Source organism: Pseudomonas weihenstephanensis, from assembly GCF_016812185.1.
In the GTDB taxonomy this organism is placed as follows: domain Bacteria; phylum Pseudomonadota; class Gammaproteobacteria; order Pseudomonadales; family Pseudomonadaceae; genus Aquipseudomonas; species Aquipseudomonas weihenstephanensis.
In genome coordinates this window covers 294,908-315,539 of sequence record NZ_JAAEBV010000002.1, presented here as the reverse complement: position 1 = coordinate 315,539, position 20,632 = coordinate 294,908, and the positions used below count along the sequence as shown (strand labels likewise).

At 60.2% G+C, this 20,632-nt stretch carries 15 protein-coding genes and 1 pseudogene; 9 read left to right on the top strand and 7 right to left on the bottom strand.

Going from position 1 to position 20,632, the window contains the following annotated elements; all coding sequences use genetic code 11:
• The first annotated feature begins 180 nt into the window (after positions 1–180).
• From GYN01_RS08910 to GYN01_RS08875, 8 genes and pseudogenes are all read left to right on the top strand, one after another.
• Positions 181–1,839, top strand: coding sequence for a Na/Pi cotransporter family protein (locus GYN01_RS08910; RefSeq protein ID WP_203306911.1), 1,659 nt, complete (start codon positions 181–183; stop codon positions 1,837–1,839).
• A gap of 89 nt (positions 1,840–1,928) precedes the next feature.
• Positions 1,929–3,311: a M16 family metallopeptidase gene (locus tag GYN01_RS08905; RefSeq protein ID WP_203306910.1), complete on the top strand. Its 1,383-nt coding sequence runs from the start codon at positions 1,929–1,931 to the stop codon at positions 3,309–3,311.
• A gap of 96 nt (positions 3,312–3,407) precedes the next feature.
• Entirely contained in the window at positions 3,408–4,334 is a 927-nt protein-coding gene (gene epsC / locus GYN01_RS08900) for a serine O-acetyltransferase EpsC (protein WP_048364000.1), read from the top strand.
• A gap of 228 nt (positions 4,335–4,562) precedes the next feature.
• Complete coding sequence (locus GYN01_RS08895) at positions 4,563–5,639, top strand: putative 2-aminoethylphosphonate ABC transporter ATP-binding protein (protein ID WP_048364001.1); 1,077 nt, start codon at positions 4,563–4,565, stop codon at positions 5,637–5,639.
• Position 5,640: 1 nt separating this feature from the next.
• Positions 5,641–7,365 (top strand): putative 2-aminoethylphosphonate ABC transporter permease subunit, encoded by a 1,725-nt coding sequence (locus GYN01_RS08890; RefSeq protein ID WP_048402274.1) that lies wholly within the window; start codon positions 5,641–5,643, stop codon positions 7,363–7,365.
• A gap of 32 nt (positions 7,366–7,397) precedes the next feature.
• The gene (locus GYN01_RS08885; protein WP_203306909.1) at positions 7,398–8,420 is read left to right on the top strand and encodes a putative 2-aminoethylphosphonate ABC transporter substrate-binding protein; all 1,023 of its coding nucleotides are present in this window, start codon (positions 7,398–7,400) and stop codon (positions 8,418–8,420) included.
• 35 nt (positions 8,421–8,455) lie between these two features.
• Positions 8,456–9,589 carry a TIGR03364 family FAD-dependent oxidoreductase gene (locus GYN01_RS08880; protein ID WP_203306908.1) on the top strand — a complete coding sequence of 378 codons (1,134 nt, stop codon included), beginning with the start codon at positions 8,456–8,458 and terminating at the stop codon, positions 9,587–9,589.
• Positions 9,589–10,146: pseudogene (locus tag GYN01_RS08875) on the top strand (HD domain-containing protein). Before GYN01_RS08880 ends, GYN01_RS08875 begins: the two are co-directional and overlap by 1 nt.
• Positions 10,147–10,162: 16 nt before the next feature.
• On the opposite strand, the gene GYN01_RS08870 reads toward GYN01_RS08875, so the two are convergent.
• Together GYN01_RS08870 and GYN01_RS08865 are read right to left on the bottom strand one after the other, a co-directional pair.
• Entirely contained in the window at positions 10,163–11,527 is a 1,365-nt protein-coding gene (locus GYN01_RS08870; RefSeq protein ID WP_048402273.1) for a GTPase/DUF3482 domain-containing protein, read from the bottom strand.
• On the bottom strand, positions 11,520–12,902 hold the full coding sequence (locus GYN01_RS08865; protein ID WP_203306907.1) for a DUF2868 domain-containing protein: 1,383 nt from the start codon (positions 12,900–12,902) through the stop codon (positions 11,520–11,522). The genes GYN01_RS08870 and GYN01_RS08865 overlap by 8 nt, the downstream gene beginning before the upstream one ends.
• Before the next feature lie 91 nt (positions 12,903–12,993).
• Here GYN01_RS08865 and GYN01_RS08860 point away from each other — a divergent pair, with 91 nt between their 5' ends.
• Entirely contained in the window at positions 12,994–13,506 is a 513-nt protein-coding gene (locus GYN01_RS08860) for a dihydrofolate reductase (protein WP_048402271.1), read from the top strand.
• A 111-nt stretch (positions 13,507–13,617) separates the two neighbouring features.
• Here GYN01_RS08860 and GYN01_RS08855 read toward each other — a convergent pair whose 3' ends face one another.
• The 5 genes from GYN01_RS08855 to GYN01_RS08835 form a co-directional block, all read right to left on the bottom strand.
• Positions 13,618–15,009 (bottom strand): L-cystine transporter, encoded by a 1,392-nt coding sequence (locus tag GYN01_RS08855; RefSeq protein WP_048364009.1) that lies wholly within the window; start codon positions 15,007–15,009, stop codon positions 13,618–13,620.
• Positions 15,010–15,199: 190 nt separating this feature from the next.
• Positions 15,200–17,047, bottom strand: a complete 1,848-nt coding sequence (gene ilvD, locus GYN01_RS08850) for a dihydroxy-acid dehydratase (RefSeq protein WP_048402270.1) — start codon at positions 17,045–17,047, stop codon at positions 15,200–15,202.
• Positions 17,048–17,283: 236 nt separating this feature from the next.
• Positions 17,284–18,477 (bottom strand): MFS transporter, encoded by a 1,194-nt coding sequence (locus tag GYN01_RS08845; RefSeq protein WP_203306906.1) that lies wholly within the window; start codon positions 18,475–18,477, stop codon positions 17,284–17,286.
• Positions 18,470–19,438, bottom strand: coding sequence for a diiron oxygenase (locus GYN01_RS08840; RefSeq protein WP_048364012.1), 969 nt, complete (start codon positions 19,436–19,438; stop codon positions 18,470–18,472). The genes GYN01_RS08845 and GYN01_RS08840 overlap by 8 nt, the downstream gene beginning before the upstream one ends.
• Positions 19,435–20,520: a SagB/ThcOx family dehydrogenase gene (locus tag GYN01_RS08835; protein ID WP_048402267.1), complete on the bottom strand. Its 1,086-nt coding sequence runs from the start codon at positions 20,518–20,520 to the stop codon at positions 19,435–19,437. The genes GYN01_RS08840 and GYN01_RS08835 overlap by 4 nt, the downstream gene beginning before the upstream one ends.
• Positions 20,521–20,632 lie beyond the last annotated feature (112 nt).

The window sequence follows — 20,632 nt, the reverse complement described above, 5'->3', positions numbered from 1 at the left end:
CGGCTCCTGCGCAATGGGGGCAACCTTCGGTAAGTGTTTCAGAAATGTTTCAACGCTGCGCCAGCTATGCGATGCTGGCGTTCTGCTTATTTGCCGACTACAGCTTAAGAAACGACTGTAGGAAATGGCCGCAACCCTTTGATCCAGCCCACCAGGGCATCCATCGCACAGGGAGCCTGCATGCTGACCCTGCTTAATCTGCTTTCCGCCGTGACCTTGCTGATTTGGGGCACGCACATTGTCCGGACCGGCATTCTGCGGGTCTACGGTTCAAACCTGCGCCATGTGATTGGGCAAAACGTGTCCAAACGCATGCTGGCGTTTGTCGCCGGGATCGTGGTCACGGCCATGGTGCAGAGCAGCAACGCCACCGCGATGCTGGTCACCTCGTTTGTTGGCCAGGGCTTGATGGCATTGACGCCAGCCCTGGCCACGATGCTCGGGGCGGATGTCGGCACGGCGCTGATGGCGCGGGTGCTGACCTTTGACCTGTCGTGGCTGTCGCCGCTGCTGATTTTTCTCGGGGTGATTTTTTTCCTGTCGCGCAAGCAAACCCGCGCGGGCCAGTTGGGCCGGGTGGGCATCGGCTTGGGCCTGATCATTCTGGCGCTGCAACTGATCGTCGAAGCCGCCGCCCCCATCACTCAGGCCCAAGGCGTCAAAGTGATTTTCGCCTCGTTGACGGGCGACATCTTGCTCGATGCGTTGATCGGCGCCCTGTTCGCCATGATTTCCTACTCCAGCCTGGCCGCCGTGCTGCTCACGGCCACGCTGGCGGGCGCAGGTGTGATCAGCTTGCCGGTGGCCATTGGCCTGGTAATTGGGGCCAATATCGGCAGTGGCGTGCTGGCGTTTCTCAGCACCAGCATGCAAAACGCCGCCGGGCGCCAAGTGGCATTGGGCAGTCTGCTGTACAAGTTGTTTGGGTTGCTGTTGATCATCCCGGTGCTTGACCCGCTGGTGGCGTGGATGGACACCCTCAGTTACAGCGCCCAAGAGCTGGTGATTGGCTTTCATCTGCTCTACAACACCGCGCGGTGTTTCTTGATGCTGCCCACCGTCGGCCTGATGGCGCGGGCGTGCGCCTGGTTATTGCCCGAGCGCGAGCAGGCCAACGGCGCAGTCAAACCCCGCCATCTGGACCTTACAGCGCTTGAAACCCCAAGCCTGGCGTTGGCCAACGCGGTACGTGAAACCCTGCGCATTGGCGACTTGATCGACAACATGCTGGTGAACATGCTCGACGTGCTGCGCGGTAAGCAAACCGCCGTCACCCAAGAGATGCGCACCCTGGCCGATGACGTCGAAGTGCTCTACAGCGCAGTCAAACTGTATCTGGCACAAATGCCCCGCGAAGATTTGGGCGAGCAAGACAGTCGGCGCTGGGCTGAAATCATCGAACTGGCGATCAACCTCAAGCTGGCCAGTGACCTTATCGAACGCATGCTGCGCAAAGTGCAGCAACAGAAGACTTCCAAACGCCGCTCCTTCTCTGAAGACGGGCTTGAAGAGTTGACCGGTTTGCAGCGCCAGTTGATCGACAACCTGCGACTCGGGCTGACGGTCTTCCTCACCGGTGACCCGCAAAGTGCCCGGCAATTACTGCGTGAAAAACGCCGTTTTCGTGCGCAGGAACGGCGCTTGGCCCACGCTCACGTCAGCCGTTTACAGCGCAAAATCACCCAAAGCATTGAAACCAGCTCCATGCACCTGGAACTGATCGCCGACATGCAACGCCTCAACTCGATGTTTTGCGCCAGCGCCTACGTGGTGCTCGAAACCTCTGAAACCGGCGCATTGCTGCTCGATGAGATCACCGACACCACACACTCGCCTTGAACGTTGCGCGATTCACTGTTGTCAGTCTTTAAGCAGCGACTAACCTGCGCTGACTGCTTCATCACCCAACAGGGATTCAGGGATTTTTTATGCGTTGCCTGCTGTTCATCTGCCTGCTGCTTGGCGCAGCCCAGAGTTTTGCCCTTGATCGCTCCAGTGTTGAGGGCTATCAACTGCCCAACGGCCTGCAACTGATCCTCAAGCCCACCCGTGATAGCGGCCATGTGTCGATTCGTTTGGTGGTGGGCGTCGGGCTGGACGATTTCAGCTGTGCCGACCAACAACTGCCGCACTTGCTGGAGCATTTGTTGTTCAGCGGCACCGACGATACAGGCGAGGGCGGGCTTGAAGAACGCATGCAGGCGCTGGGCGGCGAGTGGAACGCCTTTACCAGCCACGCAGACACCACGTTTGTGATCGAAGCCCCGGCAAAGAACCAGCGCAAGGTGCTCGACCTGTTACTCAGTTTATTGACGCAAACCCAGCTCACCGAACAACGCATTGCAGAGGCCAAGCAAGTGGTTGAACGCGAAGACGGCGGCCATTACTCGCACTTGCAACGTTGGCTCGATCGTCAGGACGTGGGCCACAGCGCCAGTAATCAACTGGCGGTTGAGCTGGGCCTCAAATGCGCCGAGCGCGCGCAGGTTCAGGGCCTCACCCGTGCACAGCTCGAAACCGTGCGCAAGGCGTGGTACGCGCCCAATAACATGACGCTGATTATCGTCGGCGAACTCGACCGTGTGTTGCCGGCCTATCTGGAGCGTACCTATGGGGCGCTGGAGCCGGTCGATCCCAGTGATCACAAACCGTTGGCCGACATTGACGCCCGCGCCGACGCAGAGCGCGTGTTGCTGCGCGGCGTCGTCGGTGACACGGCCAAGCTGCACTGGCTGTTGCCGGAACCGGTGATTGCGGGCCAAAGCGACGAAACCTGGGACTTGCTGCGCGACTACCTGGAATGGGTGCTGTACAGCGAACTGCGGCTCAAGCACGGGTTGTCGTACGGGCCGTGGTCAGAGCGCGAGGTGTTTGGCGGGGTAGGATTCTTGAGCCTCAATGCCGACCTTGAACGCGACGATGTGGCCAAGGCCCAGCAGGTCATGTCCCAACTCAAGGCTCAACTGCTCAAAGACGGCCTCGACCCGCAGCGCTTCGCCCGCCTCAAGCAAGCGGCCATTGCGCGGCAGGCGTGGGCGGTGCAGGGCAACAGTGCGCTGGCCGATTATTACTGGAGCGCGCTGGGTGACTACGACCAAAGCCGCTTTGCCGATCCGGCCAAACGCTTGCAGGCTGTGAGCCTGGAGGAGGCCAATCATGCGTTGCGCCAGTTGTTTGCAGGGCCGGGTTACGTGCGCATCGAAAAGCCGCTGTTCAGCTATAACGGCTTGAGCGGGGTGATTCTGGCGGCGCTGGTGCTGCTGGTGTTGAGCGGGCTGGGTTGGCGTGTTTGGCGTCATCGTCATCAGTGATCGCGTAATTGTTCGAGTCCGACATCCTTTGATACCGTAAAATCATTGCCATTTCGCGGCCGGTTAATCCGGCCGCCAGCGTGCGGAGTATTCATCGTGAGCGAGCGTTCCAATCCTTGGCAATTGCAAACCATCGTCAGCCAGTTGCGCACGGCGCGTAATCAATGGCGCACGCAGAACGGGCGTGTCAGTGGCGAGCTGGGCGGGCGTGAACTGCCCTCGCGTGCCGCGATGGCCGATATTCTGGAAGCGCTGTGCGGAGCATTGTTCCCCATGCGTCTTGGCCCGGTGGACCTGCGCGAAGAAAGCGAAGACTTTTATGTCGGCCACACGCTGGACGTGGCGCTCAACGCCCTGCTGGCACAAGCACGTCTGGAATTGCGTTACGCGGCGCGCCAAAGTGGCCAGCTCGATGACGGTGTGGATGCCACGGCCACTTTATTGATTCAGGATTTTGCCCTGGCCCTGCCGAGCTTGCGCAGCGTGCTCGACACCGACGTGCTGGCGGCCTATCACGGCGATCCGGCAGCGCGCAGTGTGGACGAAGTGCTGCTGTGCTATCCGGGGATTCTGGCGGTGATTCATCACCGTTTGGCGCACCACTTGTACCGTGCGGGTCTGCCTTTGCTGGCGCGCATCAGTGCCGAAATTGCCCACTCGGCCACCGGCATCGACATCCACCCCGGCGCGCAGATTGGCCGCAGCTTTTTCATCGACCACGGGACGGGCGTCGTGATTGGTGAAACCGCCATCATTGGCGAGCGCGTGAGGATTTACCAGGCCGTGACCCTGGGCGCCAAACGCTTCCCGGCGGACGAGTCGGGGCAATTGCAAAAAGGCCACCCACGCCATCCGATTGTTGAGGACGACGTGGTGATTTATGCCGGGGCGACGATTTTGGGGCGCATCACCATTGGTCAGGGTTCGACCATCGGCGGCAATGTGTGGCTGACCCGCAGCGTACCGGCTGGGTGCAACCTGACCCAGGCCAATTTGCAACATGATGACGGGACGCAGAAGTAAGACCGGGGCCACATTGCCCCTCACCCCAGCTCTCTCCCGAGGGAGAGGGGGCCGTTTTGCGGTGTTAAGGGAATCTGCTTCTTGCCCCTCTCCCGAGGGCGAGGGGCTTTTGATCGTGCATCACACCCAAATCCGCCAATACCACTATCGGCAACTTTTGCCTCGCTGCCACATCGTGTACGCATTGCCTCTCTAGGATGACCCTCATCTGCTTGATGAGGTGCATCCATGAACCGCTCGAACGCAACCGCTGTGTCCCAACCGGGCGTGCCGATGAAGGTGCGCAATGTGAGCAAACGCTTCGGCGCTTTCACCGCGCTGGATGATGTGTCGCTGGAAGTCGCCGCCGGTGAACTGGTGTGTCTGCTCGGGCCGTCCGGCTGCGGCAAGACCACCCTGCTGCGTTGCATCGCAGGCCTTGAGCGTCAGGACAGTGGCGTGTTGTATCTGGGCAGTCGCGATGTGTCTGACCTCGCCCCGCAAGCGCGCGATTACGGCATTTTGTTTCAGTCCTACGCGTTATTCCCCAACCTCAGTGTCGAAGCCAACATCGCCTACGGGCTGGCGGGCAGCAACCGCGACGTGGTGCGCAAGCGCGTGAGCGAGATGCTCGAACTGGTGGGCCTGAACGGCAGCGAAAAGAAATTCCCCGGCCAGCTCTCGGGCGGCCAACAGCAACGTGTGGCCCTGGCCCGCGCCTTGGCGCCAGCGCCTTCGTTGTTGTTGCTGGATGAGCCGATGTCGGCCCTCGACGCCAGGGTTCGCGAGCATTTGTGTACGGAGTTGCGCCAACTGCAACGCCAGCTCGGTATCACCACGCTGATGGTCACGCACAACCAGGACGAAGCCATGCTCATGGCTGACCGCATCGCGGTGATGAACCACGGCAAGGTCGAGCAGTACGCAACCCCGCAGGCCATCTACAACAAACCCGCCACGCCGTTTGTGGCCGAGTTTGTCGGGCAGGGCAATTGGCTGCCGTTCCAGCGCAGCAGCGACAGCCACGCGCAGGTCGGCGGCCTGAACATGCGTTTGGCCGACGACGCCAGCGGTGTGGCGTCTGGCCGACTGTTTTGCCGCCCCGAAGCCATCACCGTGAATCCGCTGCAGCATCAGGAAAACCTGTTCCCGGCGCGGGTGCGCGACATCACGTTTCTCGGCAATCGCTGCCGCATGCGTTTTGAACTCAACCACCTGCCGGGCCATGCCTTGACGGCCGAAGTGGGCAGCCACGACCTGCCGCGCCTGGGCAATCAGGACATCGTGGTCGCCCTGCCGCCGAGCTGCTTGCAGGTGTTTGCCTGAGATGGCCGCTGACATGACGCTGCCACACACCGGCAAAATGACCGGCCTCACGTCGCGAGCCGAGCGCGCTGACAAGATTTTCGTGGTCGGCGGCAAATGGCTGCTGCTGTTGCTATTGGGCGTCGCGGTGTTGATGCCGTTGCTGGCGATCTTCTGGCGCGGGTTCAGTGCAGCAGACGGCCAGGGTGGGGGTTGGATCGCCGCGCGGGAGCTGGTCAGCAGTGACAACTTCCATTGGTTGCTGGGCAACAGCCTCAAGGTGTCGCTGAGCGTGGCGGTCATTGTCGTCCCGCTGGCTTACCTGTTTGCCTACGCCCTGCAACGCACGATGATTCCCGGCAAGCGCGTGTGGCGCGGGCTATCGCTATTGCCGCTGATGGCACCGTCGATGCTGCCGGGCATTGCGCTGGTGTACCTGTTCGGCAATCAGGGCCTGTTGCGCGGTCTGGTGTCAGACAACATTTATGGCTTCTGGGGCATCGTGCTGGGCGAAGCGATCTACACCTTTCCGCATGCGCTGATGATTTTGCTGTCGGCGTTGTCGCTGGCCGATGCGCGCCTGTTTGACGCGGCATCGAGCATGGGTGCCGGGTCGTTCAAAGCCTTTCGCAGCATTACCTGGCCGGGCACAAAGCAAGCTGTGTTCGCAGCGTTCTGCCTGGTGTTTACCCTGACCATTACCGACTTCGGCGTGCCCGTCGTGGTAGGCGGCGATTACCAAGTGCTGGCGCTGGAGGCTTATAAGGCCGTGGTTGGCCAGCAGCAATTTGGGCGCGGGGCCTTGATTGGCATGGTCTTGTTGCTGCCTGCGCTGTTGAGCTTCGGCGTGGATGCGTGGCTGCGCCGTCAGCAGGGCGACTCAATGAGCGGTCGTGCTCAAGTGTTCAAGCCAGTGCCTGGCAAAGGGCGCGACCGCTGCTACCTGGCCATCGTGATGCTGATATGCGCCGCTCTGTTACTCGTATTCGGGATGGCGGTGTATGCCTCACTGGTGAAGTTCTGGCCATACAACCTGTCGTTGTCGTTGCATCACTATCAGTTCAACGATACGGCGGGCGGCGGTTGGCTGGCCTATCGCAATAGCCTGACGATGGCGTTGTACACGGCGGTGATCGGCAGCGCGGTGATCTTCACGGGTGCCTACCTGATGGAGAAAACCAAAGGCCAAAAAGGCCTGAATCTGGCGCTGCGCATGCTCAGTTTTGTGCCGATGGCTGTGCCGGGCCTGGTGTTGGGGCTGGGCTACGTGTTCTTTTTCAATGTGCCCGGCAATCCGCTGCATGTGCTGTACGGCAGCATGATCCTGCTGGTGGTGTGCACCATTGCTCATTATTTGACCACCGCACACATGACCGCCACCACGGCCCTGCGCCAGCTCGATAGCGAGTTCGAAGCCGCCGCGCTGTCGCTCAAGGCGCCGCTGTACCGCCACTACCTGCGGGTCACGGTGCCGATTTGCCTGCCGGCGTTGCTGGACATCGTGCGCTACCTGTTCGTGTCGGCCATGACCACTGTGTCGGCTGCGATCTTCCTCTACAGCCCCGACACCCTCCTTGCGGCGGTGGCAGTGTTGAACATGGATGACGCGGGCAACGTAGGCGGCGCGGCCGCGATGTCGACCTTGATTCTGTTCACCTCGGCGGGTGTCTCCCTGTTGTTGGCCTGGGCGTCGCGCGGCGTGCTGCGTCGCTCCCAAGCCTGGCGTCAGGACGCACCTGCGCCATGATTCGTGCCCCTAAAACCAAAAGGAAACGCACCATGTTCAAGCCTCTTGCTCTTGTTGCTGCTGTCCTCACTGCGTTTAGCGTCAATGCGTTTGCGGCCAAAACCGAGTTGACGGTGTACACCGCCCTCGAAGCCGAGCAGCTCAAGACCTACAAGCAAGCCTTCGAGAAAGCCAACCCGGATGTCGAAATCAGATGGGTGCGTGACTCCACGGGCATCATCACCGCCAAACTGCTGGCCGAAAAAGCCCGTCCGCAAGCGGATGCCGTGTGGGGCCTGGCGGCGTCAAGCCTGGCGATCCTTGATCAACAAGGCATGTTGCAGCCCTATGCACCCAAAGACTTGAGCAAAATCGGCCCGAACTACCGCGATGCCGCCAACCCCCCGGCGTGGGTGGGCATGGACGTGTGGGCCGCGACCCTGTGTTTCAACACCATCGAAGCCCAGAAACAGGGCCTGACCAAGCCTGTAAGCTGGCAAGACCTGACCAAGCCTGAGTACAAAGGCAAGATCGTAATGCCCAACCCGGCGTCGTCCGGCACGGGGTTTCTGGACGTGAGTGCGTGGCTTCAAACCTTTGGCGAAAAGCAGGGCTGGCAGTTCATGGACGACTTGCACCAGAACATCGGTCAATACGTTCACTCCGGTTCCAAGCCGTGCAAATTGGCGGCGGCGGGTGAGTTCCCGATAGGGATCTCGTTTGAATACCCGGCGATGCAGCTCAAGCGCCAGGGTGCGCCACTGGACATCATCTTGCCCAAAGAGGGGTTGGGCTGGGAGATCGAAGCCACGGCGCTGATCAAAGGCACGCCGCATGCAGAAGCAGCGCAAAAACTGGCGGATTTTTCGGCGAGTCCGCAGGCGATGGAGCTTTATAAAGAAAACTTTGCGGTGTTGGCCCAGCCGGGGATTGCCAAGCCGCAGACGGAGTTGCCCGCTGATTACGAGCAGCGGCTGATTAAAAACGACTTTGTGTGGGCTTCGCAGAACCGCGATCAAATTTTGACCGAATGGCGTAAGCGCTATGACGGCAAGTCTGAGAAAGCGGCGCCGTAAACTCCCTAAGGGTTATGTCAGACAAGGAATCCGCAATGGCCCCACCCCACTCAGTTCTCATCGTCGGCGCCGGTATTTTGGGCCTGTCCCACGCTTACGCCGCTGCCAGGCGCGGGCTTAAGGTCCGGGTGTTCGAACGCACCGCCACGCCACTGGGCGCCTCGGTGCGCAACTTTGGCCAGGCGCTGGTCACCGGCCAGCCTCCCGGTGTAATGCTGGACCTGGCCCGCGCCAGCCGCGACATTTGGGCCAACTGGTCACAACAGGCGGGCTTCGAACTCAAGCGCAACGGCTCTTACCTGTTCGCCCGCACCGAAGCCGAAGAGCACTTGCTCGATGCCTTCTGCCAAAATCGTGCCCCGGCCTATGGCTATCGCGCCGAATTACTGCGCGCAGGGGATCTGCGCGATCTGTACGGCGGCCAGTTCAAACACCACCGCGCCGCATTGCACGGGCTGGACGATCAACAGGTCTACTCACGCGAAGCCATCCCGGCATTGATCGAGTTTCTGCACCGCGAGCTGGGCGTCGAGTTTCATTTCTCGACGCTGGTGCGCGAGGTCGAACCGGGCGTGGTACACACCACGGCTGGCACTTTCACCGGCGCTCACGTCATTGTCTGTTCAGGCCACGACTACCAGACCTTGTTGGCCGAACCCTTAGCGGCGCTCGACCCGAAAATCTGTCGCCTGCAAATGCTGCGCGTACGCCCTGAGGTGGATTTAAACCTGCAACACGCCTTGCTCACGGGTTTGAGCTGCGTGCATTACGGTGCGTTCGCCGACCTGCCAGAAGCCGCAGCGGTGCACGCACAAATTCTGCGTGACAGCCCGCATCTGGATGAACACGGCATTCACCTGCTGATCAGCCCTACGCCGCACGGGGATTTGATCGTCGGCGATTCTCACGATTACGCCGACGATCCATCACCCTTTAACGGCGAACAGGTCGACAACTGGATGCTGCAACTGTGCGAAGACACACTGGGTTGTCGCGTGCAGGTGGTCGAGCGCTGGCAAGGTGTCTATGGCGCTAAAGGTGCCAAACCCTTTACGTGGTTAAGCGTCGCGCCTGGCCTGAATGCAGCGCTGATGCATACAGGCGTGGGGATGAGCGTTGGCCCCGCCATGGCCGAGGCCAACATCGCCCGGATGCTGGAGGAACTGTGATGAGGAACGCGCAGCTGGTGGTTGAAGAGGTCTTTGGCCTGTATCAGCAATAGGGTGCTGACGATTACATCGGCGAACCGGTGTCGCAGATCGAGCACATGTCCCAGGCCGCACAGCTGGCGTTGGCGCAAGGGTATGACGATGAAGTGGTGCTGGCGGCGTTCTTTCACGATATCGGGCATATTTGCGCCGAAACCGCGGACAACATGGGCGGTTACGGCGTGATCAGTCACGAGTTGCAGGGCGCCAATTATCTGCGCGATAAGGGCTTCAGTGAGCGCATCGCCAAACTGGTGGAGTACCACGTACAGGCCAAGCGCTACCTCGCACTGCGTCAGCCGGGCTATTACGCCCTGTTGAGTGAGGCTAGCTTGCGAACCCTGGGTTATCAGGGCGGGGTCATGAGTGACGCCGAGGCTGACGCGTTCGAGCAAGACCCGCTGTGCGCCCTGAGCCTTCGCATGCGGGGGTGGGACGAACGGGCCAAGGCCATGAACGTGCCGCTGATCGACATGGGTCTGCTCAAGGGCAAAGCGTTAAAGCTGCTAAGCGCGTAGCAGCGGCCGCAGGGCATCAAATCTGCTCGGTCAGCGCTTCGATTTGCGCTTGGCGCTCGGCCTGGCTCAGTTTCGGGTGCGGGTTGAGGGACGACCACTGCGGATGTGCGCGGGCTTTGTTCAGCGCCTCAGGCAGTTTGCCTTCGCGCCAGGTTTTCTCTTGCGGTGTTGCCACCTTGATACTGTCCACCGCCGCGTGCCCCCGCGCATTCAGCGCATGCAGCAGTTGGCGTTGGCGCAAGGCCAGCAAGCGCAACACGCTGTCGTCTACGGTCAGCTCACGTTGGCCTTTGATCTTGCCCAGCAGGCGGCTGCCGTAACTGCGCGCGGTTTGCAGGGCGCCACCGGCAATGGCACCGGCCAACGCCGCCGCGCCCAAGGTCAGGCCGCCGACCATCAAGTCCACACCCGCCCCCGCCGCGGCGCCTGCGGCAATACCGCCGCCCACCCGCACGCCCAGTTGCTTGAGGGTTTCAGGGTTGAACAGGTCATCGCCCCAGCGCCCGTCCAGCAGCGGCAAATCGCTGGCCGCTGCGTCGCTGGCGCGAAAGCCATAAAGCTTGAGCAAGGCTTCGACGCAACGTTGTTCACGTTGGCGAATGGCCTGTCGCAGTTGGTTGATGGCGTCTTGCTCGGCACTTTTTTCGCTGACTACGCTGCGCCGACACGCGGCGCAATCAATGAGCAATTCGGCGATCAGGCGCAATGCGCTGTGCTTGCGCGCCACGCGTTGAGCTTGCTGGTCAGTGATCAGGCGCTGCAACGCGTCCCGTGAGTGTTCCAGCAGCAGCGCCAGGCTTTCATACAAACGGCGCTCGCCGTCTTCGGGCGGGGCCACGCTGTCGAAGCGCACCAGCGCATGCAAGCCCAGACGCGCCAGTGCGTCGCGCCATTCGGGTTCGCGTTGCTGCGGGTTGCTGACGAAATTCAAGACTGGCAGTAACGGTTTGCCGCAACTGGCCAGCACACTGAGTTCGTCGCGGTACTTGGCCAGCACCGGTTCGCGGGCATCGATCACGTACAGCCCCGCGTCCGAGGCCAGCAATTGGCGCAACACTTTGGCTTCTTGCTCAAAGCGCTGGCGGGCCTCGCTGCCTTCAAGAAAACGCGCGACGCGGGCCGGGCCGTCCAGGCGTTCGCCGGGGCGGTCGAGGCGCTCAAGGTAGTCGAGCAGCGCAATGGCATCTTCCAGCCCCGGCGTGTCGTACAACTCCAGTAACGGCTCGCCGTCCACCGACAGCCGCGCCCCTTCGACATGCCGCGTGGTGCTGGGGCGATGGGACACTTCACCGAAACCCACATCCCGCGTGAGGGTGCGCAATAGCGACGTTTTGCCAACATTGGTGTGGCCGACCACGGCCAGCGTCAGTGGCTTAGTCATGACCTGTCTCCAGCCAGTTCAAGGGGGCGCTGGTGGCGAACGGCAGGCCCAGTTGCTTGAGCGCGGTGTGCCAGTCGCTCAGGCGGTCGGCGTCCAGCGCCTGGCCGGGCGGGGCTTGCAGCAGCCAGACCCGTGTTTGAGCAGCGCTGCGGGCCAGTTCGCCGATTAACGCCAGGCTGCCGCGATCCGGTGAGCGCCTGGGGTCACAGGCAATCGCCAGCCGCGCAGGCGGGAAGCGGGTCATTTGCTCCAGCAGGGTTTGGCGTGATTCGCGGCTGTCGAGGATGCCTGCGTCTTTCACCGTTGCGGGCAATGTGGGCGGCCACGGGTGTTGGTCGTCGAGTTCGATGGCCACGATCAGTGCGCCATCGGTGTGCAGATCTGTGTTCCCAGCCTGTACCGTGTGCAGTTGCTGGGGCGCGATGTCGTTGACGCCAAGGCGTTCGCTGCTCGGCATCAAGGTTTCGCGCAGTTGACTGTAGCCGGGCAAGTTGAGGTCCAGTTGCAGCGCATTGCGCCCGCTCTTCCAGCGCCAGCGGCAGAAAAGGTAAAGCAGCAAGCGCGGGATCACGCCATAAATAAGGACCGCGCCGACAAGCCAGATCGCCCACGACTGACGTACCAGTTCGTTGTTGTAGAGGCTGCTGTCAGTGCTGACGAGGATCATTTCCACCGTGGGCACGCTGAACCCCAGCCAGTTCGGCAGAGCGCCCAGTGCCCGTGTGGCGGCGACAAACGCATCGGCCCCCAGAAGGGTGGTTTCCCAGATAAACCCGTAGCGGCGGGTGGCCATGAGCAGCAGCATCATCACCAATGCGCTGAGCATTGCCAGCAGCCACAGCCCGTTGACCAATGCGCCGAGCGCCCAGCGATTGAGCTTGCGCCGTTGCAGCAACAACAGGAGGGCGGGGGCCAGTTGGGCGGCCTTGGCATCGCGGGCGAGCTTGTCGCTGAGCCACAGCCATACGCGGCCAAGGCTGGCGCCGTGCTCACCGGCCAACAGCAGGCCAAGCACCCAACTGAGCAATAAAATCGAGTTGAGGCCCAGCAGGCTGCCCAGCGCCCAGAACACATTAACCGGGGTTTGGCCGTTGCCCAGCGCGGCAAAGGCCAGCCCTGCGCCACTGATCACGGCCAACACCGCCAGCACCAGCACCGCCAGCCGTGCGCCTTGCAGCCAGTGGTGCAGGGCGCTGAGCAAACCATCGCGTTCAGCCAGCCACAAGGCCCGATGCTCAAGGCGGTGGGTCAGGTCGCCGCCGCTGCTGCGGGCGCGACGATTGGCTTCCTGGTCATCCAGCGGGCCCGCGTGTTCTTCGCGCAGGCGCACGGTTTCAGTCAGCCACAGGCGTTGCAAAGGGGAAAGTTGAGTCACAGGCCAATCCATTCAAGTGAGCCAAGAGCATAACCGCTGTTACGTCGCACGGGGTACTGCGGGCGCGGGTCGCTCTGGTATCCTCGCCAACATGAAAAAAACTCTCCCCCTCAGCCTGATCGCAGCGCTCGGTGAAAACCGCGTGATCGGCGTCGATAACAGCATGCCGTGGCATTTGCCGGCGGATTTCAAATATTTCAAGGCCACCACCCTGGGCAAGCCGATCATTATGGGTCGCAAAACCTGGGATTCGCTGGGCCGCCCTTTACCGGGGCGCTTGAACCTGGTGGTCAGTCGTCAGACCGACTTGCAGCTTGAAGGTGCCGAGGTGTTTGCCTCGCTCGATGCGGCCGTGGAGCGCGCACAGGCGTGGGCCAGAGAGCAGGGCGTGAGCGAAGTGATGTTGATTGGCGGCGCGCAGTTGTACACCCAGGGGCTGGCAGATGCCGACCGGTTGTACCTGACGCGTGTGGGCCTTAGCCCGCAAGGCGATGCGTGGTTCCCTGAGTTTGATCAGGCGCAATGGACACGGGTGTCGAATGAGCCGCATGCGGCTGAAGAGGGCAAGCCGGGTTTCAGCTTTGAGGTGTGGGAAAGGGTCTAACATTTTGTAAACGCTTTACGCACAGTTGCGTAGGCGTTACCGAAGGCTGCGATCTTTTGATCTTGAAGCTCGCAGCCTGCGGCAGTTCCATTCCAAAGGGGCTACGCGAATTTACGCGTGCGCCAGCTCACCATGATCGTCTTCAGCCAAAATGGCTTTATCGGTTTCATTCATGATCTGGCTGGTTACCGTACCGGCAACCATTGCGCCACTCACGTTCAAGGCTGTGCGGCCCATGTCGATCAGCGGCTCGACCGAGATCAGCAACGCCACCAGCGACACGGGCAAGCCCATCGCTGGCAAGACGATCAGCGCGGCGAAGGTTGCACCACCGCCCACGCCCGCCACACCGGCCGAACTCAGGGTCACAATCGCTACCAGCGTGGCAATCCACAGCGGGTCCAGCGGGTTGATGCCCACGGTGGGGGCAACCATCACCGCCAGCATCGCCGGGTACAGACCGGCACAGCCGTTTTGCCCGATGGTCGCGCCAAACGAGGCCGCGAAGCTGGCGATGGACGACGGAATCCCCAGGCGGCGGGTTTGCGCTTCAATGCTCAACGGGATGCTGGCGGCGCTCGAACGGCTGGTAAACGCGAACGTCAGCACTGGCCATACTTTGCGGAAGAAACGCAGCGGGTTAACCCCGGAAAGCGACACAATCACGCCGTGAATTACGAACATCAGCGCCAGGCCGATGTAGGACACCACCACAAAACTGCCGAGTTTGATGATGTCTTGCAGGTTGGACATGGCGACCACTTTGGTCATCAAGGCCAGCACGCCGTACGGGGTGAGCTTCATCACCAGACGCACCAGACGCATCACCCAAGCTTGCAGGGTGTCGATGGCGTTAAGCACTTTGCTGCCTTTTTCAGGCTCGTCCTTGAACAGTTGCAGCGCAGCAACCCCCAGGAACGCGGCAAAGATCACCACGCTGATGATCGACGTCGGCTTGGCGCGCGCCAAGTCAGCAAACGGGTTTTGCGGGATGAATGACAGCAGCAACTGCGGCACATTCAGGTCGGCCACTTTACCGGCGTAGTCGCTCTGGATGATTTGCAGGCGGCTCATTTCAGCCGCGCCCGCCACCAGGCCGTCAGCCGTGAGGCCGAACAGGTTGGTCAGGCCGATGCCGACCAGTGCTGCAATCATGGTGGTGAACAGCAGAGTGCCGATGGTCAGAAAGCTGATCTTGCCCAACGATGATGCGTTGTGCAGGCGCGCGACCGCGCTGAGGATCGAAGCAAAGACCAGCGGAATCACGATCATTTGCAGCAGTTGCACATAGCCGCTGCCGACCAGATCGAACCAGCCGATAGAGGTTTTCAGGGTTGGGCTTTCTGCACCGTAGATCAGGTGCAAACCAAGACCAAACATCACACCGACAACCAGCGCCAGCAGGACTTTTTTCGCCAGGCTCCACGCGGTGTGGCGGGTCAGCGACAAGCCGAACAGCAACGCGAGGAACACCAGCAGATTGAGGATCAGCGGGTAATTCATGAAAGCTCCGGGGGCGACTTGTACCAGTCTTGGGTTGTAACAATTTCGAACCGGAAATGCTAACAGGTTGATATAGCTAGAAATATACCGTTCTGGAATGACTACCTATGTTTTGGGTATAAGCCTCATCCACCTGCGCGATACAAAAATCCCGGCACGTGGCCGGGATTTTTGAATGGAGCCGCCTGGCTTATGGCACCAGCTTGTCTAGCAAGGCTTTGTCACGCACCGCGCCTTTGTCGGCACTGGTGGCCAGCAAGGCATACGCCTTCAATGCTGTAGTGACTTTGCGCGGGCGTACTTCCACCGGCTTCCAGCCCTTTTTGTCTTGCTCGGCACGACGAGTGGCCATTTCTTCATCGCTGATCAACAGGTTGATCGAGCGGTTGGGAATGTCGATCAGCACTTTGTCGCCGTCCTGCACCAAACCAATCGCGCCACCGGCGGCCGCTTCTGGCGAAGCGTGGCCAATGGACAGGCCCGAAGTACCGCCCGAGAAACGGCCATCGGTCAGCAGCGCGCAGGCTTTGCCCAGCCCTTTGGATTTGAGGTACGAAGTGGGGTAGAGCATCTCTTGCATGCCGGGGCCGCCTTTAGGCCCTTCGTAACGAATGATCACGATATCGCCGGCTTTTACCTCGTCTGCCAAAATGCCGCGCACGGCGCTGTCCTGGCTTTCGAAGATTTTGGCATTGCCCTCAAACACATGAATCGACTCGTCAACGCCAGCGGTTTTAACCACGCAGCCGTCCAGCGCGATGTTGCCATAGAGCACGGCCAGGCCGCCCTCTTGCGAATACGCATGTTCGACACTGCGGATGCAGCCGTTTTCACGGTCGTCGTCCAGCGTGTCCCAACGGGTTGACTGGCTAAACGCGGTTTGTGTCGGGATACCGGCCGGGCCTGCGCGGAAGAAGGTGTGGACGGCTTCGTCGTCAGTCTGGGTGATGTCCCACTTGGCAATGCCCTCGGCCATTGTCTTGCTGTGTACGGTCGGCAGGTCGGTGTGCAACAAGCCACCACGGGCCAGCGAGCCGAGAATGGAGAAAATGCCGCCTGCGCGGTGCACGTCTTCCATGTGGTACTTCTGGATGTTTGGCGCCACTTTGCACAGCTGCGGCACATGGCGCGACAGGCGGTCGATGTCTTTGAGGTCGAAATCGATCTCGGCCTCCTGGGCGGCGGCCAGCAAGTGCAGGATGGTGTTGGTCGAGCCACCCATGGCGATGTCCAGCGTCATGGCGTTTTCGAACGCCTTGAAGTTGGCGATGTTGCGCGGCAGTACCGACTCGTCGTTTTCGACGTAGTACTGACGGCACAGGTCGACAATGGTGCGCCCCGCTTGCAGGAACAATTGCTCGCGGTCGCTGTGGGTGGCCAGTGCCGAGCCATTGCCCGGCAAGGCGAGGCCCAGGGCTTCGGTCAGGCAGTTCATCGAGTTGGCGGTGAACATGCCGGAGCACGAACCGCAGGTTGGGCATGCGCTGCGCTCGTACTCGGCAACCTTCTCGTCAGAAGCGCTGGAGTCGGCGGCGATGACCATGGCGTCTACCAGGTCGAGGCCGTGGCTGGCGAGCTTGGTTTTGCCCGCTTCCATTGGCCCGCCCGAGACGAAAATCACCGGGATGTTGAGGCGCAACGAAGCCATCAGCATGCCGGGGGTGATTTTGTCGCAGTTGGAAATACACACGATGGCGTCGGCGCAGTGCGCGTTGACCATGTACTCAACGGAGTCGGCGATGATCTCGCGGCTCGGCAGCGAGTACAGCATGCCGTCGTGGCCCATGGCGATGCCGTCGTCGACGGCGATGGTGTTGAATTCTTTGGCAACGCCGCCAGCGCGTTCGATCTCGCGGGCAACCAGTTGACCCATGTCTTTGAGGTGGACGTGGCCGGGTACGAACTGGGTAAAGGAGTTGGCAATGGCGATGATCGGCTTCTTGAAGTCGGCATCTTTCATCCCCGTGGCGCGCCACAAAGCGCGGGCACCGGCCATATTGCGGCCGTGGGTGGAGGTTTTTGAACGATAGTCAGGCATGGAACAACTCCGGGCGGCTAATCAGGTAACAAACAGGGAAGTGAGCTTCTAATAACTGAGGGACCACACAGAAAATGACTACGTGTCCGAAAGCTGCCGTGAGCGCTGCGGGATCGCCGCGTGCCTGGGCCTGAGCTCATAAACCCGCCGGGGATGATTGGCGATGAATGCGTCGATTCTACACGGCTGGCGTGCGGAGGGAATGGGCCAACGTAGGGGGCTGAATCGTAAAAGACTCAGGCAGCAGGTTGTATACGCTGGTGCTGGCAAATGCATGCGATCAAGCCCAATGCAATCACGCTCATTGACACAAAGCCCGTTGCCAGCGTGATTTGCAGGCTGCCGGGGATCAGATTGACCAAGGCGCTGACCGTGCCTGCGAAAATGAATATGAGCGCGCTGCCGACGGACGATGCAGTGCCTGCCCACTCAGGGAACACGTCCATCGCCCGCGAAGTGGCAATGGGCCGGGCAATGGTGATGCCTGCAGTGCAGACGATCATGGGCAGCAACACACTTGGCACGCTTAAGCCCATGAGTCGGTACAGGAGCAACATGAGTGCCCCTGCCACAAGGATTAACAGCAGGCCTACGATGATCTGGCTGTTTGCACTGATGCGCCGGGCCAGCAGGTGAGCCATTAACCCGCCGCTCACGTAGGCTGCGCCATACAGCAGCAAAATCAGCGAGTAACGGTAGCTGGTCAGTTGCAGTTGCTCAAGAAACAGCAATGGCGAAACGACGATGAATGAGAAGTGACAGGCAAAGGCAAGGGCTGCAATCAGCCAGTAGCTGATGAACACCGGACTGCGGCACACAATGGCGTAGGCTCCCAGCAGGCTGTGGGAGGGCTGTGCAGGGGCAGGGTGCTCGGTTAGCTGGTGCCAGGCAATGATCCATACCCCTGAGGCCAGTGCAATAAACAGCCAAAAGCTCCCGGGCCAGTCAAATGTTTCCTGCAACAGGGTGCCAGCCAACGGCGACAGTGAAATCGCCAGCCCGCTGGCGGTGACCATCAGGATTCGCAACGAGTCCCGTTTTTTACCGGTGAACAGGTCTTGAACCAAGGCTTGAGACAACACAAAACATCCACACCCGACTGCCTGCACACACCTGAACAGTAAAAATCCCAGGTAGTGCGTAGAGAGCACGCAGCCCGCTGCTCCGACAATCGACATGGCCATGCCAGTCAGCAACAGGGACTTGCGTCCTAATTTGTCAGAAAGGGGGCCAATCAGCAGTTGCGATATGGAAATGCCGATGGCGAAAAGGCTGACGGATAACGCGATATCGCTGGGTGTGCGTTGGTAGTACTCAGCCAGAGCCGGGAATGAGGGCAACACCACATCCAGCGGGAATACTCCCAGCACCACCATGCTCAGCAACAAGAAAATGGCCATGCCGCGTCGGTTGGCCGGGGCTTCAGGCATCGATATAACCCGCGTTTTGAAAAAGGTGCCGGTTATGCGCGATGTTGAAAAAACCGGCGTTGAATAACGCCTGCAGGGTGACTTTGGCGCCAGAACGTACACGCTGTTGATGTGCGTGCGGTTGCTGCAAGCGTGTGGTGATGTATTCGAGGGTGTCGGGGTGCAGGCCGACACTGGCCAGGCTTTCTTTTAGCCAGTCAGTGTCGCTCTCGAAAAAGATCTCGAGGATGGCGAGCAGCTGCGTGGCGGCGAGGGTGCGCTGACAGTCATCAAACAATGGCCACAGATGGCTGAACACGTCGCAAAAATAACGGCTGTGTCGGGCTTCGTCGGCCAGGTGACTCTTGAACATGCGCAGCACGGTAGAAACAAGTGGCAGGCGAACCGCGCTCAATAATTCTTTGGCAATGATCGTTTCGGATACAAAACCGATCAAAAACCAGACCATCGCCTCGTCAGCCGGGCTGCATGCCTGTATCCGCTCCAGCAGGCGGCGGATGCGACGGGCCGGGCGTGAGCGGTTGTCGATGCCATATAACTCGGCCACCTGTTCGGCGATTTGATTGGAAAACAGCGCGTGATAACCCTCGTCTGTGTACAGCTGCAAGGCGGCAGTTTTCACAGCGCAAGGCACAGGTACACCCAGTTCGTCATGGATCAGTGTTTCGACCGAGCGGTTAACCAGTTTGTGTTCCAGAACCGTGGTGTAGTCGAGAAAGTACACCAGTTGATTAGCTTCAAGGCGTCGCACCACAGAAGGCCCGGCCAATACGATGTCAGGGTGGTCGAGATAGGGCATGAAGTCGGGTACGAACCAGTGGCGCTCGCCCAGTTGGTGCTCCAGGTCGGCAGGCAATGTGTAGGGTGAGCGATCCGTGCGTACGCTGGCCTTGGTATCCCAGTCTGGCAGGGTACAGGGCGGGTACAGGGCAAAAGGCTCGGGGGGGCAATGTTCTTTCACACGACGACTTCCTTGTGCTTGATCAGTGCCATCAGCTCCGGGCACTGAACCTGACCATCGCCCTGGCCACAGCCGACAAAGAACAGGGGTTGCTCCGGGCTGTCTTTCAGACCCAGCAGGGCTTCAACACGATCATCGGTTAATGCGCCGGTCAGCCAGGTATCGAGGCCCAGTTGTGTCGCTACGAGCTGAAAGGTTTGAGAAATATGCCCGACTTCAACGTAGGCCATTCGATAGGCGCGTGAGTGTTCGTATTTCCACCATAGTTTGTCGAAGCGCGAGGTGATGAACAGGCCTACGGGTAACGGGTTGATGAAGTGTTGCCCGCATAGCAGCTGCCCCAGCGGTTCCTCGGGCAGCGTATTGACCAGGCTCAGGGCATGCAGTTCGCTTGAGTAGGCATAAACGCCGGGTTTGAGCCCCTTCACATTGCGTACATAAACGTAGCCTTCGCAGGCGTTCAGTCCACCCCCTGAAGGGCTGCTGCGGCGTGCTTCCATGCCACGCGGGATAGACAGATGGGTATCGCCCTTGCGCTCGTTAAGATACCCCAGTGAAAGGTAAAGCAAGGTACTGAGCTGGCTGAGGGACAGGCTTTGCCCGGTGAATGAGCGAGAGGTCTTTCGGTTGAGCAGGGCAGTGGCCAAAGAGCCTTTCAAGACCTTGGCAGGGGCACACGCGGGCAAGGCAACCATATGACCGTTATGAGGGTCATTCCGATGAGGGGGCGGCGCGGGAGTACTCAGCACGTGCGAACAGTGGGCAAGGTACTGTGTGGCCCATTCATTGGCATCTTCGGGGACGTGCTCTTGTGGCAGGTTTTTCGTGCCGATATGAAAAATCTTCGACAAGTCGTCCCACCCCCATTCAGGGCTGGGGATAGGTTCGTGAGTCATGATCGAGGCTGTCAGAAAGGCCTGGTCGATCGGATTGTGTTTATTGAACAGTTCAGGGCAAGAAATAAGTTGGGTCAAGCGTTCACTGTAATGAGCGTCGAGTTCGTATTGTGTGTGGTTAAAGAAGTTCCAGACGATGTGGTGGGGTGTTCGGGCCAATATAAACAAGTAAGGATTTATATGCATGGATGAACAACTCTGAAGTGAGAGGGTAATGAAACCGGGGTGCCGACATTCCCCGGTTTCATTATCGTCCGTGTGGCTTTAGCGCTGAATCACAGCGAGACAAGCCAGGTTG